Source organism: Ferruginibacter sp., assembly GCF_028288465.1.
Lineage (GTDB): Bacteria > Bacteroidota > Bacteroidia > Chitinophagales > Chitinophagaceae > Ferruginibacter.
On record NZ_JAQBNR010000001.1, the window covers coordinates 22,804 to 35,754 of the forward strand.

13 protein-coding genes are annotated in these 12,951 nt (G+C 40.4%); 4 read left to right on the forward strand and 9 right to left on the reverse strand.

The features are described from left to right. Positions 1–7 precede the first annotated feature (7 nt). The 5 genes from JWR61_RS00120 to JWR61_RS00140 form a co-directional block, all read right to left on the reverse strand. Positions 8–904 carry an MBL fold metallo-hydrolase gene (locus JWR61_RS00120; protein WP_301925871.1) on the reverse strand — a complete coding sequence of 299 codons (897 nt, stop codon included), beginning with the start codon at positions 902–904 and terminating at the stop codon, positions 8–10. Between the two features lie 58 nt (positions 905–962). Continuing rightward, entirely contained in the window at positions 963–2,243 is a 1,281-nt protein-coding gene (locus tag JWR61_RS00125; RefSeq protein ID WP_301925872.1) for an MFS transporter, read from the reverse strand. Between the two features lie 105 nt (positions 2,244–2,348). Then, entirely contained in the window at positions 2,349–3,140 is a 792-nt protein-coding gene (locus JWR61_RS00130; protein ID WP_301925873.1) for an undecaprenyl-diphosphate phosphatase, read from the reverse strand. A 73-nt stretch (positions 3,141–3,213) separates the two neighbouring features. Next, positions 3,214–3,468, reverse strand: coding sequence for a DUF3098 domain-containing protein (locus JWR61_RS00135; protein WP_290339923.1), 255 nt, complete (start codon positions 3,466–3,468; stop codon positions 3,214–3,216). A gap of 60 nt (positions 3,469–3,528) precedes the next feature. After that, positions 3,529–4,407: an ABC transporter permease gene (locus JWR61_RS00140; RefSeq protein ID WP_301925874.1), complete on the reverse strand. Its 879-nt coding sequence runs from the start codon at positions 4,405–4,407 to the stop codon at positions 3,529–3,531. A 448-nt stretch (positions 4,408–4,855) separates the two neighbouring features. Between JWR61_RS00140 and JWR61_RS00145 the strand changes: the two genes are divergently transcribed. From JWR61_RS00145 to JWR61_RS00160, 4 genes are all read left to right on the forward strand, one after another. Then, the gene (locus tag JWR61_RS00145) at positions 4,856–7,777 is read left to right on the forward strand and encodes a leucine--tRNA ligase (protein WP_301925875.1); all 2,922 of its coding nucleotides are present in this window, start codon (positions 4,856–4,858) and stop codon (positions 7,775–7,777) included. A 185-nt stretch (positions 7,778–7,962) separates the two neighbouring features. Continuing rightward, positions 7,963–8,640 carry a hypothetical protein gene (locus JWR61_RS00150; protein WP_301925876.1) on the forward strand — a complete coding sequence of 226 codons (678 nt, stop codon included), beginning with the start codon at positions 7,963–7,965 and terminating at the stop codon, positions 8,638–8,640. A 158-nt stretch (positions 8,641–8,798) separates the two neighbouring features. Further along, positions 8,799–9,287, forward strand: a complete 489-nt coding sequence (locus tag JWR61_RS00155; RefSeq protein ID WP_301925877.1) for a hypothetical protein — start codon at positions 8,799–8,801, stop codon at positions 9,285–9,287. Between the two features lie 50 nt (positions 9,288–9,337). Next, complete coding sequence (locus tag JWR61_RS00160) at positions 9,338–10,039, forward strand: peptidoglycan DD-metalloendopeptidase family protein (protein ID WP_301925878.1); 702 nt, start codon at positions 9,338–9,340, stop codon at positions 10,037–10,039. Here JWR61_RS00160 and JWR61_RS00165 read toward each other — a convergent pair. The 4 genes from JWR61_RS00165 to JWR61_RS00180 are packed head-to-tail and all read right to left on the reverse strand — an operon-like array spanning position 10,036 to position 12,680. Next, positions 10,036–10,308: a hypothetical protein gene (locus tag JWR61_RS00165; RefSeq protein ID WP_301925879.1), complete on the reverse strand. Its 273-nt coding sequence runs from the start codon at positions 10,306–10,308 to the stop codon at positions 10,036–10,038. The two genes, JWR61_RS00160 and JWR61_RS00165, sit on opposite strands and share 4 nt — an antisense overlap. Before the next feature lie 10 nt (positions 10,309–10,318). Continuing rightward, positions 10,319–10,516, reverse strand: a complete 198-nt coding sequence (locus tag JWR61_RS00170) for a hypothetical protein (protein WP_301925880.1) — start codon at positions 10,514–10,516, stop codon at positions 10,319–10,321. 9 nt (positions 10,517–10,525) lie between these two features. After that, positions 10,526–11,932 (reverse strand): radical SAM protein, encoded by a 1,407-nt coding sequence (locus JWR61_RS00175; RefSeq protein ID WP_301925881.1) that lies wholly within the window; start codon positions 11,930–11,932, stop codon positions 10,526–10,528. Continuing rightward, positions 11,904–12,680, reverse strand: coding sequence for a prolipoprotein diacylglyceryl transferase (locus tag JWR61_RS00180; RefSeq protein ID WP_301925882.1), 777 nt, complete (start codon positions 12,678–12,680; stop codon positions 11,904–11,906). The genes JWR61_RS00175 and JWR61_RS00180 overlap by 29 nt, the downstream gene beginning before the upstream one ends. Between the last annotated feature and the right edge of the window lie 271 nt (positions 12,681–12,951).

The window sequence follows — 12,951 nt, forward strand, 5'->3', positions numbered from 1 at the left end:
CAGTATTTTAAACAATTTCGCTAAGCTTAAAGGCTTCTTTTACACGAATTCCTTTTTCGGTTTGTTGCAATGTGCAGCATTCATTCGCCGGATCATGTTCTAAAAACAGGATGTAATTGTTTTGAACTGCTTCGGTTAAAAATATTTTCTTTTCGTGCAGGGTTGTTAATGGAAACATGTCGTAACCCATTACATAAGGCAGGGGAATATGTGCTGCAGAAGGAAGCAGATCCGCCGTATACACAATTGTCTTTCCATTATAATTTACAACAGGTAACATCATTGCATCAGTGTGGCCGTTGGCAACAATAAAGGAAACATTTTTTGTAAAAGGAGATTGCTCAATAATGGTAGCAGCAGTAACTGCCGAGTCATGCTGTACGATGGAAGATTGTTTATTTACCTCAACAAACTGCAATTTGCCACTTTGCTGAATGGGTAAAATATTTTCTTTTAAAAAACTGGCCTTCTCCCGGTCGTTGGGCTGTGTAGCCCACTGCCAGTGGTTTTTGTTGCTCCAGTAAATAGCATTTTTAAAAGCAGGCACTAATTCGTCACCCGCTTTTTCAATGCAACCGCCGCAGTGATCAAAATGAAGGTGGGTTAAAAAAACATCTGTAATATCATCTTTTGTAAAGCCATATTTTGCCAGCGATGTATCAAGCGTATCATCGCCGTGCAAATAATAATGTCCAAAAAATTTGGCATCCTGTTTATTACCCATGCCGGTATCTACCAAAATTAGTTTGCCTTCATCTTCAATCAATAAGCAGCGCAAAGCCCAGCTGCACATATTGTTTTCATCAGCCGGGTTTAATTTGTTCCACATACTTTTTGGAACAACACCAAACATGGCGCCGCCATCTAATTTAAAATAACCGGCATTGATGGAATATAGTTTCATGATGCAGATGGATTTATTTTTGATTTCTTGTCCTCAAAATTAATTTAATAAATCCTGCTTATGCTATTTTGCTTTTTTTCAGTTTTGCAGACGTAAGCAACAACCACACAAAACCCAGCACAAAAAATACCACCAGTGATAAAATGGATTGGCGGATGCTGCTGATGCCTTCAATAAAACCAAATGTAAACAAGCCGATCACAATGGCCAGTTTTTCTGTAACATCATAAAAGCTGAAGAAAGAAGCCGTGTCTTTTGTTTCGGGCATAAACTTGCTGTAGGTGGAGCGGCTGAGTGATTGTATACCTCCCATCACCAAACCAACCAATGAAGCGATGATATAAAAATGCATTTCTGTAGTAATGAAATAACCTGCAATACAAACACCTATCCACAGCAAAACAGTAAATATGAGCACGTTTACATTACCAAACCGGGCCGATAATTTAGACATACCGATGGCGCCAACAATGGCTACCAGTTGAATGATCACAGCCGTAATAATGAGTTTCTGATCGGCCAGTTTTAATTCTTTAATGCCAAAATCAATCGCCACCAGCATTACAGTTTGTACGCCCATGCTGTAAAAGAAAAAAGCGGTTAAATACCGTTTTAAGACCGGCATGTGTTTTAGCTGGTTCCATACAATTTTTAATTCTTTAAAACCATTTACCAGTACATGGTGCTTTGCTTTACGTTCAGTAATGCTGCTGATGGGTAACCGGTTAAAAGTAATTTGCGCAAAGCTAACCCACCAAACACCTACCAGTAAAAAAGTAATTTTTAACGGCAGCGGATTGTCGGGCATTAATATAACCAAGGCAAAACCTACCATTTGCATCAGTACGCTGCCTATGTATCCAAATGTATAGCCCTTGGCGCTAACCCTGTCCTGGTCAGCTTCTGCGGCAATTTCAGGTAAGTAAGAATTGTAAAAAACCTGGCTGCCATAGAACCCAATGCCGGCGAACATAAAACACATTAGCCCGAGGGTTACATGGTCTCTATCGAAGAAAAACATCAGCGAACAACTGGCTGCGCCCATGTAACAAAAGAAGCGCATAAAGTTTTTCTTGTTGCCTTTGTAATCCGCCATGGAAGAAAGTATGGGCGACATGATGGCCACAATTAAAAATCCAAATGCCAGTACATAATCTTTCAGTTCGGTATTTACAAAATGACGACCTAAAAAATAAATGCCATCCGGGAAATTCTTAAGGCCGGTGATAGCTGCATAGTAAGCGGGAAAAAAAGTAGTAGTAATTACCAGGTTATACACCGAGTTAGCCCAATCGTACATGGCCCAGCCGGTAATTACTTTTTTGGAAGCGGTTTGCATTAATTAAGGTTAAGCATTTAAATTAGGTATTTTAATTCAAAGGCAGGATAATTATTGGCGACATGATAAGAGTCCGGATAAGAAAATGCAGTAGATAAGTTTTGTTTATTGCACTACCCCTTTCCAGATAAGTAACAGCAGCGTAGCGCCCAAAACAATGCGGTAAATACCCCAAACACGAAAGCCGTATTTTTTCAAAAAGGTAATGAAAAATTTGATGGCAAGCATTGCAACTATAAAGGCTACGATATTGCCAATGGCCAGCTGCTTGATTTCTTCAGCTGAAAAGCCACCGCTTTCTTTATAATATTTTAATAATTTATAGACTGTAGCTGCCAGCATGGTGGGCACGGCCAGGAAGAAAGAAAATTCAGCAGCGGCACTGCGTGTTAATTTTTGTTGCATACCGCCAATGATAGAAGCCGCACTGCGGCTGACACCTGGCACCATTGCGATACATTGCCAAATGCCAATAATTACGGCTTTACCATATGATACTTTTTCTTCTGATTGAATGGCAGGCTTTGTAAAGGCCTTATCAATAAACAATAAAACAATCCCACCTGCAAGCATGGTAATGGCGACTGTTAAAGAACTCTCCAAAAGAGCATCAATTTTTTTACTGAATAAAAATCCAAAAATTAAAGCGGGAACAACCGCCACAGCCAGTTTTAGATAAAACTGCCAACGGTTAAAGTTGAAGAATTTTTTGGCATACAACACCACAACGGCCAGAATGGCTCCCAATTGAATTGCAACGGTAAATACTTTTATAAAATCGGTTTCTGTTACACCCAATGCTTTTTCAGCAATGATCATGTGACCGGTAGAAGAGATAGGAAGAAATTCGGTAAGCCCTTCAACAATGGCTATAATAATGGATTGTATGGTGTTCATGCAGGTTGTTTTGTAACCAGGATATAAAAAATGCGAAGCTCATACTTCGCAACTGCTTTTATTAACGTATAAATTATTCGCTTATTTTGGGCTTCTTCATAATCGCAAATATTTCCACCACAAAACCCACAATGATTAAAAAAGGAGCCAGGGTTATACGGGTGAAACTGTAAATCTCATTATCATTGAATTTTGTAGGGTCAGGGCTTTTACCACCTGCCATTAAAAAAAATCCGATGGCCATTATAACCAAACCAACCAGCATCCAGGTAAAATTTTCTTTACCAAATAAGGGATTTGGGGTGGCCTGTTTTTTATTCGTGATCATGTTTGTTATTTTAGAAATGCAAATAAAGGCAATAATATTTAATTGAACGTTGCGGCACCGTTAATAAAGATCGTCCAGTTTCATTTTAAGGTATTTCAAAACGGCCAGGTAAGTGCTTACCAGCGTCATGGCAATGCCGAGTACGATGATGACTAAAAATAAAATGATCAGGCTTTTGTTATCATGCAGCAATTTGAAGTTGGGTATAAAACTTTCCGTGAGCAGTATGGTGCCCCAAATGGCAGCAATGGCCAGGCCCGCGGCAATCAAACCATTGAGCACCGCTCTTGAGGTAATTGGCCTGGCAATAAAGCCCCTGGTTGCCCCTACCATCTGCATGGTTTTTATTATAAAGCGGTTGCTGTACATCGCCAGCCGGATAGTATTGTCAATAGAAAATATTACAAGGATAGTAAGAATGCAGGCGCCGATTAGAAATACAATGGCACCGGTTTTTACATAACCGCTTATTTTACTCACCGTTTCTGTAGGAAACTGGAATTCTTTAATTACACCGGGAAAAGTGGTTTCCAAATTTTCTGACAACATGTTCAGACTATCTTTTTCCACGTGATCGGCCTTGATGTAAAAATCAATGCTTTCGGGCAGTGGGTTATAGTCCAGCAGCTTTTTCCAGGTACTGTCATTGTCTTTGTTCCATTCCATGGCTGCCATTTCTTTGGTAACATGTTTTACATCTCGTGCGTATGGAATGGCGGTGATATAGTCTTTCAGGCTGTCAATTTTCTTTTTACCTGCATCCGGATACAGAAAAGCATGCACCTGGATATTTTCTTTAAAATAGTCACCAGATTTACGCAGATTCAGAAAAAACCAGCCGACAATGCCAAATAAAAATAACACCAAGGCAACGCCGATGATGGCATACGCATACGTTGGCTGACCCCGTTTGCCGCTTGCTTTTCCGAATTGAGACATAATTTTTATGGTTTGGTAGAAAGGAGTTTTTAATTTTATCTCCCCGTTATGAACGGGAGCGCAAAAATAAAGGTTTTTAGCTGCTTTACTGTACTTTTGCCCACTGCAAAACGATTGCCTGCCAAATATATTTTTATTGTTGGATATCTTGTTGGTGAAGAACGTTTAAATAACTTTTCTTTCACAAAACAGGAAAGCAATGGCTGATGTCTGATTTTTAGATGTCTGATTTTTTTCGGATTGTTATTGTCTTCAGAAGGTACAGACACATCAAACCGAAAGTTTGAGAATTAACCGATAAAAGTGTAAAGTAGCAATTTAGGAAGAGTTGCCAGACGATTTTCAGTATAAGTGAGTGACACAACGATGTTCCACAAAGCTGTGTATTTGCTTGTACAAAAATTAATAGAATATACCCTTTTAAGCAAGGAATAATAAATAAGCAGTAATGGAATACAGATTTAACGAGATTGAAAAAAAATGGCAGGATCAGTGGAAGGCTGATAAAGTGTACCAGGTATCCAACGAATCGGCCAAGCCAAAGTATTATGTACTGGATATGTTTCCGTACCCGAGTGGTGCAGGTTTGCATGTAGGGCATCCGCTGGGATATATTGCCAGCGATATTTACAGCCGGTATAAAAGATTGAAAGGGTTTAATGTGCTTCACCCGATGGGCTTTGACAGTTTTGGTTTGCCTGCAGAACAATATGCTTTGGAGACTGGTCAGCATCCGGCAGAGACTACAAAAAAGAATATTGCGACGTTTAAAAGTCAGTTAGATAAAATTGGTTTTTGTTACGATTGGGAAAGGGAAGTGCAAACGAGCGACCCCAATTATTATAAATGGACGCAATGGATTTTTTTACAACTCTTCAATAGTTATTTCTGTAACACGGAAAAAAAGGCCTTGCCCATTTCGCAGCTGATTAAAAAGTACGAAACAAAAGGTGCTTTGCCTAAAACTGGGGAGCCAGTACCCGGCAAACATTTTACTGCAGAAGAATGGAAAGGATACAGCAAACAGCAGCAGGAAGAAATTTTAATGAATCGCCGGCTCGCCTTCAGCAAGTACGGCGAAGTAAACTGGTGCGAAGCTTTGGGCACTGTGCTGGCCAATGATGAAGTGGTAAATGGCGTGAGTGAACGCGGTGGCCACCCGGTAGAAAAAAAGAAAATGCGCCAGTGGTATCTGCGCATTACTGCCTATGCAGATCGTTTGCTGGAGGGGCTGGAAACAGTAGAGTTCAGCGAAAGCATGAAAGAAATGCAGCGCAACTGGATTGGCAAATCGCAGGGTGCTGAAATGGATTTTGTTATAAAAGACAATGATAAAAAGCTACGGGTATACACCACCCGTCCGGATACTATTTTTGGTGTGGACTTTATGGTAGTGGCGCCGGAACATGAGCTGGTAGCGGCTATTACAAGTGCGGAGCAGAAAGAGGACATCGACAAATATTTGCAGTATGTAAAGAGCCGCAGCGAAAGGGAAAGGCTTGCAGAAGCCAAAACCATTACCGGTTGTTTCACGGGAGCTTACGCCATCAATCCTTTTGATGGAAAGGAAATTCCTATCTGGATTTCGGAGTATGTGTTGGCAGGCTATGGTACGGGTGCTATTATGGCTGTGCCCTGCGGTGATCAACGCGATTTTGCTTTTGCAAAACACTTTAATATCCCCATTACCAATATTATCGGCGACTATTATACCGGTGAAGAAGCCAATGCCACCAAGGAAGCCATTTTGCAAAACAGCGGCTTTTTAAATGGCCTGCTGATGAAAGATGCGATTGGTGTTGCCGTAGATAAAATTGAAGCGCTGGGCATCGGCACACGAAAAGTCAATTACAGAATGCGGGATGCAGGTTTTAGCCGGCAAAGATACTGGGGCGAACCGTTCCCGATTATCTGGACGGATGGCATAGCCGTACCGTTGGATGCAGAAGAGCTGCCGCTGGAATTACCGCATGTAGATAAATACGGTCCTGGCCCGGAAGGCGAAGGACCGCTGGCAAATATTACAGATTGGGTAAACACACCTGCAGGCAGAAGGGAGACTTCTACTATGCCGGGTTATGCAGGATCATCGTGGTATTTTTTGCGTTACATGGATCCGCACAATGGCACCACTTTTTGTGACCGTAAAGCTAGCGATTACTGGAACCAGGTAGACTTATATATAGGCGGAACAGAACACGCAGTAGGGCATTTATTGTACAGCCGTATGTGGACGAAAGTATTGTTTGACCTGGGTTTGATTGGTTTTGATGAGCCATTTAGGAAGTTGGTTAATCAGGGGATGATAACGGGGAATTCTTATTTTGTCATTGGGTTTTATGCTCACGATTTAGAAATTACAGTTTCTGATTTAGAAAATACCAATAAAGAGTTCTATCACTTTTTAATGTCCATAGATATATTTGAAAAAGAAGGCTCTACGATTTTTGAATTAAATGGGAAAAAATATAGGGCTGATGATATTTCAGAGTTTCAGAAAACAAGAGTGAGGTATGCCCATCTTTTTGTTGATTCAAAAAATAGATTAACTCGAAAAGGTCTTGCTAAGACATTCCAGCTAGATAATTTTTCTGTGGACGAAATAGAGAAAAGCATAAACTGCATCTTTTGGGATGGCAAAACAGAAGACGGCGAAGACTTCATTCAATGTAAGCACGAAGTCGAAAAAATGTCCAAGTCAAAATACAACACAGTTAACCCTGATGAGTTGTGTGATAAATACGGCGCCGACACTTTCCGCATGTATGAAATGTTCCTCGGCCCGGTTGAAGCCAGCAAACCGTGGGATACCAAAGGCATTGAAGGTGTTCACCGTTTTTTAAGAAAGCTATGGCGTTTGTTTAATGATGATATTAAAGGCAAGGTTTGGACAGACGAAAAGCCCACCGATGCTGAATTAAAAATCCTGCACCGCACCATCAAAAAAATTGAAGAAGACACCGAGAAGTTTTCTTTTAATACAGCCGTAAGTGCCTTCATGATTTGTATCAATGACCTGTTTGATGTAAAGTGTCATAAAAAAGAAGTGCTGGAAAAAATATTGATATTGATGGTGCCTTATGCGCCACATATTGCAGAAGAATTGTGGCATCAGTTGGGTAACGAAGGCAGTATTTTAGATGCCACGTATCCAACTTTTAATCCTGCTTTGCTGGTAGAAAGCACCAAAGAATATCCTATTTCTATCAATGGAAAAGTAAGAGCCAATCTGTCCCTGGCTTTAGATCTTGATCAGAAACAGGTGGAAGAAATTGTATTGCAAAATGATGTTGTACAAAAATGGCTGGAAGGAAAAGATCCTAAGAAGATTATTTATGTGAAGAATAAGATGATTAACGTGGTGGTGTAGCAGTTACGGGTGGGTCACCCCAGTAAGGGTGGCTCACCCGTAACTGCGGGAATAAAAGACGTTGCAGAAAATTAATTGCACTAGTAAAAATTACATCAGCAGTCCCCAAGGTGAGCCACCCTTTTTGGGGTGACCCACCTTGGGGATGCCGTTGCCTCTGTATAACCCACCGGAATATAGATTCCATGCCGGTTTCAGAATTACTCAAATCACGATTTTTTCCTGACAATCATTACCACCTGGTATTTAAAAGTATTGATGGTATTTTACTCTTTCGCCAAAACAGTGATTACGATATTTTTTTAGAACGCTTTCAGCAGTTTACCAGTTTTGCAGTGGATACCTGGGCCTATTGTTTATTGAATAATCATGCCCATTTTATTGTCAAAATAAAACCCATCGATGCAATTGTAAACGCTATTAACAACATCGATTTTGCAAAACAAACTGTTGCCATGAAAAAATTATTGGCAGCAACTGATAAGGTGGCGTTGGTTGATGAAATGCTGGAGCGCCAGGTAAATAGTTTTATGGTTTCATTTGCGAACTATACCAAAAATAAATACCGGCATCATGGCGGTCTTTTTCAAAAGCCATTTAAAAGATTGGAAATTGATACAGGCAACTGGTTAAAGACTGCCATCATTTATGTCCACCTGAATTCTTTGAAGCATAAAGTATTTAGCAATTATTCTGATTATTTGCATTGCTCCTATTTTTATTTTGTGCGGTTATGCAATACTTATTGCGACGCAGAAAAGGTGTTGGAATTTTTTGGTGGATTAAGCCAATTTATATCATTGCATGAAGCGCAGGCAAGGTATTATTATGAGCATGGATTTCCTGATTCTAAACTGGAATAGCCTTCCTCCTCCCAGGTGAGCCACCCTTGAGGGGTGACCCACCAGGGTGGAGCCTGTATTGGGTGGGTCACCCCTCAAGGGTGGCTCACCCAAAGCAAAAGCAATGAAGACGTTGAACAAAATTTCATTTGCAGTGTTTTATAGGGTAAATTTATCGCATGGCAAAACCAACTATTGAACTCATCAATGCTCTCCGTTTAACCGCCACCAATTTGCGCAATGGCGCTTACCATAGCTGGGGCCACCATGGCGCCTGCAACTGTGGTAATCTGGTACAGTCGGTTACCAGTTTCAGTAAAGAAGAAGTATTACGATATGCGCACACAGGCTCCGGCGAGTGGACCGAACTGGCCATTGAATTTTGCCCGGTAACAAATGCGCCGCTGGGTTTGATATTTACCCGTTTAAATGAAATCGGTCTAACCCCAACCGACATTCATCACATAGAATATTTATCAGACAAAGCAGTTTTGCGACAATTGCCCGGCGGCTTTCGCTGGTTAAAACGTAATAAGAAAGAGGACGCCATTGTTTATTTTGAAACCTTTGCCAATTTACTGGAAGATCAATTGCTGGAGCAAGTGGATGTAAGGTTGGAAAATATTACGATGCCCATTCAGCAACAAGATATTGTATTGGTTTATTAACGGGCACAGGCATTTTAGCGCACCTTAAAAGATATGCTTACCTTCATTTAATGAACAGCCCACTCGAAAATGTGTTGCAAAAAAACCAGCCTCACTTCTGCAACGTTGTTAATTTTAATCCAGCCAGAGATAAGTTAATAGCGCTTGATTTTACGGTAGCCAATAAGGAACTTTCGGAAGACCTTATAGCTGATACACAAAAATTCACTCAATACATCGATAACAAATTAGCTGCTGCCGGTGCAACGTATGGTATTGGCGGCTATGGCGAAGACAGGGTATTATACCAGCGCAGCAATCACTTTACAACAGGATCTGTTGAAATCGCCACACGTTCTATTCATCTGGGTATAGATATCTGGGGACCGGCAGGTACAAAAGTTTTCGTGCCGGTTGGTGGTACGGTACACAGCTTTGCTTACAATGACAATTTTGGAGATTACGGTGCCACCATTATTTTACAGCACCAGCTGGAAACACTTGTATTTCATACTTTATATGGACATTTAAGCCTGGCGGATCTTTCCAATATGCAGGAAGGAAAATACATCAGTCGGGGAGAATTGCTGGCGCATTTTGGAGGACCATCTGAAAATGGCGAATGGCCTCCGCACCTGCACTTTCAAATCATTCATGATATGCGGGTAAGCAAGGGTGATTATCCGGGAGTTTGCACGATCGCTGAAAAAGAAAAGTATTTACACAATTGTCCGGATGCGGATTTGATTTTGAATATGATGCGGTATGTCTAATGAAAATTCATGTTACCCGGGAAGATCGAACAAACACTTACGCCGATTAAAAATACCAATCCTGCGCTGAGCAATAGTCCTTTTCCTATATCCCTGCTGCCAGCCGGAATACACAAAATCAATCCGAAAAAAAAGAAGAGAATACCTAGTATTAATCCTGTTAAACCTATACCGGTAGCAGCATCTTTGGTGGTCAGCAAAATTAACAAGGATAACACTGCGTAGGCGGCAGAGCATCCTATCAACGTATTTTTTAAGACAGGTTTCATATCGTTTAAATTAATGTATTCCTTCGCCCAAATGCAGGTTACTGCACATTGAGTAGCCAATTAATAATTCAACACCCAGTAAGCCAATGCCAGCCAGTAATAATTTTTTTCCGGCACTTTTCTTTTGGAGATCCTTTCTGATTAATTGAACAATGCCGGCAATCATTAAAATGAAAGGTAGAAAAATCAATACAAATAATATTTCCATCTTGTTTTATTACTGAGGTAAGGCTGTTCTTTCCTGTTGAAGTTGCTTTAAATAATTTTCCTTATCATCCCGGTAAAATAAATTCATTGTTTCAAAAGGAATGATGCGACCATCTTTATGTACAATGTGTACGCAGCTTTTCTTGATTGCCCTTACATCAAAATCATACGCATCAATAAACCGCATGATAATGATACGGAATAAATTATCATAACCCAAACCGGGCGCTTCAATTTGCGGCAAACAGCAGAGTAGTTGCTTCATATTTTCTTCTACCCTGTCAACAGAAATTCCGGTGCTGAAAATATCAATCATCTTTTCTTTCAATGCATCATCCTGTTCATAAATAATGGTATTGCGGCTGTTGTCCAATAGTTGCGCAGGGTCAATATATCTTGTTAACGGAAATGTTTGTCCGGCTAATTTTAACGCATAGCCCATTACCAGCGCATCGGGGTTACAAGGCACTGGTATCAGGTCGTTCGGCTTAAATACAGCCGTTTGATCCAGTATTTTCTGGCGAACATCTGTTAGCGTAATGCGGTCGGTTGCCGGGTCAAAATTTTCTGTTCGTCCTGCGACTTGCGTAGGTTGAAACGTAACACCCCGAACACATTTTTGCTTTAATGCGAAGTCAATTATTTTTCCAATCTCATCATCATTTACGTCTTTTTGCAAGGTTACCACCAACGTGGTAGAAAGGTTCAATGCATTCAGGTGTTCCAGTGCCTTCATCCGGACTTCCGTCAAATCTTTACCGCGTAATTGTTCCAGCGCAGATGATTTAAAAGAATCGAATTGCAAATAAATTTCAAAATCCGGCGCATAGGTGGCCAGTTGTTTTGTAAACTCGAAGTCTTTTGCAATGCGTATACCGTTCGTGTTTAGCATTAAATGTTTAATGTGCTTTTGCTTCGCAATATCCATAATGGCAAAGAAATCAGGATGTACGGTTGGCTCGCCACCACTGATTTGCACCACATCCGGTGTGCCTTCGTTGGCTACTATAATGTCCAGCATTTTTTCAACTTCTTCAATGGTTCTGTGCCGGCCGTAATGCGGACTGCTCATGGCATAGCAGGTGGGGCATTGCAGGTTGCAACGGTCAGTTATTTCAATAACGGTGAGGCAACTGTGCTGCTCATGATCGGTACAAAGACCGCAATCATACGGGCATCCATAATGTGTTTTGGTATTAAAATGCAAAGGTGTTTCTGAAGGCTTATTGTAATTGCGGATGTTTTTGTAGTAAGCAATATCAGTTGCAATTAGTACCTTCTCAAAGCCATGCTCCCGGCAGTTTTTATGCATGTACACATTGTCATTTTCAAATATAATTTTGGCATCTACACGGCGTAAACAGGTGCTGCAAATGCTGAGGGTAAAATCATAGTAAGTGTAGGGGCGTACTGGCATTTGCTTGTAATAATTTTTTTGGGTGAATCAGGTAACGGTAATAGTATGATAATCCGGCAATGGCTGTTAATTGTATGGTAGACAAACCGGCAACAATGATATCCGATGGCTTGATAAACTCCTGTAAAAACCGGTAAGCGATATATGCAATCATGAAAATTTTAAACCTGGCGCCTTCGGTCAACACATATCTTTTTTCAACTTGTTGCAGGCCAATCCAAAGTACAATTAAAAATACAATTTCATATAAACTTACCGGGTGGCGCAGTATTCCATCGCCCAAATTCATTCCCGTAAAAAATGTAGTAGGTGTACCATAAGTTTCCTCATAAACGCCCATACTAAAGCAACCAATCCGACCAATAATGAGCGCCAGTATCATCGGGTAAGTAAACAGATCCCCGCTGCTTCGTTTTTCGCCAATTAATTTCTTTACCAGTTCTACGCCAAACAAGCCGCCTAGAAAGCCACCTAATACGGTTTTGTTGGTGTAGATATATTGCCAGGTATTTTTTGTCGTAAGTAGTTCGTGTGGTTTTTCAAGCGCACCAATCAGGCGGCTTCCTATCAATGCCCCAAAAATAGCCCCGATTAATATCCAGGTTCTGGTATTTGAATCAATAGTATCACCTTGTTTTTTTTTGAGGAATAAAAAATACCTGAAACCAATAAAAAATCCTGCCGTTTCCAGCACAGCATGCAGTGGCAGACTGCTTTTCCCAAAATGAATTACTACCGGAAATTGCATGTGAATTAGTTTGGCATTAGCCTACAGGCTGTAATATTTCAAAAGCAATGATACTATTATTTGAACAAAATATTTAAGCTACATATTGCTGATGGTCAGATCAATCTTTGATTATGGTACACTATTTAGTAATGAGTTATTTAAGAGGGCAGTTCTAAAATGAGTATTATTAAAAAGACTGGATGGCGTAAGGAAAAATCTCCCTGATTAAATAAAACTGGTTTCCTTAAATAATGCACAACTTTTAACGTTGTACATTTGTTAGAATCAC

Coding starts and splice junctions, on each gene's coding strand:
- JWR61_RS00165 (WP_301925879.1), bottom strand. CDS start 10,308: ATGAAACCTGTCTTAAAAAATACGTTGATAGGATGCTCTGCCGCCTAC.
- JWR61_RS00150 (WP_301925876.1), top strand. CDS start 7,963: ATGCCGGTTTCAGAATTACTCAAATCACGATTTTTTCCTGACAATCAT.
- JWR61_RS00170 (WP_301925880.1), bottom strand. CDS start 10,516: ATGGAAATATTATTTGTATTGATTTTTCTACCTTTCATTTTAATGATT.
- JWR61_RS00180 (WP_301925882.1), bottom strand. CDS start 12,680: ATGCAATTTCCGGTAGTAATTCATTTTGGGAAAAGCAGTCTGCCACTG.
- JWR61_RS00145 (WP_301925875.1), top strand. CDS start 4,856: ATGGAATACAGATTTAACGAGATTGAAAAAAAATGGCAGGATCAGTGG.
- JWR61_RS00135 (WP_290339923.1), bottom strand. CDS start 3,468: ATGATCACGAATAAAAAACAGGCCACCCCAAATCCCTTATTTGGTAAA.
- JWR61_RS00175 (WP_301925881.1), bottom strand. CDS start 11,932: ATGCCAGTACGCCCCTACACTTACTATGATTTTACCCTCAGCATTTGC.
- JWR61_RS00155 (WP_301925877.1), top strand. CDS start 8,799: ATGGCAAAACCAACTATTGAACTCATCAATGCTCTCCGTTTAACCGCC.
- JWR61_RS00140 (WP_301925874.1), bottom strand. CDS start 4,407: ATGTCTCAATTCGGAAAAGCAAGCGGCAAACGGGGTCAGCCAACGTAT.
- JWR61_RS00130 (WP_301925873.1), bottom strand. CDS start 3,140: ATGAACACCATACAATCCATTATTATAGCCATTGTTGAAGGGCTTACC.
- JWR61_RS00125 (WP_301925872.1), bottom strand. CDS start 2,243: ATGCAAACCGCTTCCAAAAAAGTAATTACCGGCTGGGCCATGTACGAT.
- JWR61_RS00160 (WP_301925878.1), top strand. CDS start 9,338: ATGAACAGCCCACTCGAAAATGTGTTGCAAAAAAACCAGCCTCACTTC.
- JWR61_RS00120 (WP_301925871.1), bottom strand. CDS start 904: ATGAAACTATATTCCATCAATGCCGGTTATTTTAAATTAGATGGCGGC.